Below are 847 nucleotides of genomic sequence, written 5' to 3'. Positions count from 1 at the left end.
ATCATGTGGTGGATAAGGAATGGACTTCACTTTAGTTCAGATTATATTGCAAATCAAATTTATTTCATGTATAAAGGGTAATGATTTTAAGGATCGGGATTAATAAAAATTTATAAAACAAAAGATCCAGAGATAGAAGGGGGATATTCATGAATTTTAAAAATGAAAAAATATCATTACATTTAGAGGTTGTAAATTACCAATATAAAGATGCAAAAGACGAGTGTGATAGAAATTGGTTAAGAGTAAAGGCGAAACTATCAGAAGAAAATAAAGTTTTTGAAACGATGGATCCATTTTTACAAACTTTCGACTTACAGTACATGATAAAATGGTTTCAAGCATTACCAAACCCTACATATAACGAACTAGATTTCATCGAGCCAAATTTAGCGTTTGAATTTATGGGAGAAAAAGATGGGGAGTTTCACCTTATCATTCGCTTATCGCTGGAACTTAATCCCTCATGGTGTAAGGAAGAGGAGTACGAATTCTCTATCAGTATCACTCAAGATAATAGAGAGAATATTATTCGTTCTATTGAAGAGCAGCGAAAGAAATTCCCAAAACGATAATAAAAAGACTTGATAACCTACTAGAGGAAATCAAGTCTTTTTCATTAAATACGATTATCATGCCAGAAGTTTAATGGGAAGTGTTCGTTCTCATGATAGCTTTCTAATTCATATCCTCTTTCTTTCAGCCCTTTAATAATTCCAGGTACTGCTTTAACTGATTGTGGATGAATATCGTGCATAAGAATAACTTCTGTTGGATTTGTAGCACCAGCTAGAACGTTTTCTACGATTTTAGCTGAAGCAGCATCAATTGGCATTTTGTTGTATTT

1 protein-coding gene and 2 pseudogenes are annotated in these 847 nt (G+C 32.6%); 2 read left to right on the top strand and 1 reads right to left on the bottom strand.

Translation table 11 applies throughout. From position 1 onward, the window contains the following. Both AC1DTM_RS29420 and AC1DTM_RS29415 read left to right on the top strand, forming a co-directional pair. Positions 1–81 (top strand): annotated as a pseudogene (locus AC1DTM_RS29420) (TetR/AcrR family transcriptional regulator); the annotation flags it as partial. Between the two features lie 68 nt (positions 82–149). Beyond that, a complete protein-coding gene (locus AC1DTM_RS29415; RefSeq protein WP_016105161.1) occupies positions 150–575 on the top strand; it encodes a WapI family immunity protein in 426 nt (141 codons plus the stop codon). A gap of 44 nt (positions 576–619) precedes the next feature. On the opposite strand, the pseudogene AC1DTM_RS29410 reads toward AC1DTM_RS29415, so the two are convergent. Continuing rightward, positions 620–847: pseudogene (locus AC1DTM_RS29410) on the bottom strand (peptidoglycan-N-acetylglucosamine deacetylase); the annotation flags it as partial.

It is taken from the genome of Bacillus sp. P4_D3 (assembly GCF_056401855.1).
Note: the sequence above shows the minus strand (reverse complement) of the source record. Positions and strands in the feature narration are given on the sequence as shown.

What these genes read in the sequence shown, in the direction of transcription:
- AC1DTM_RS29415 (WP_016105161.1), top strand. Translation starts at nt 150, where the DNA reads ATGAATTTTAAAAATGAAAAAATATCATTACATTTAGAGGTTGTAAAT.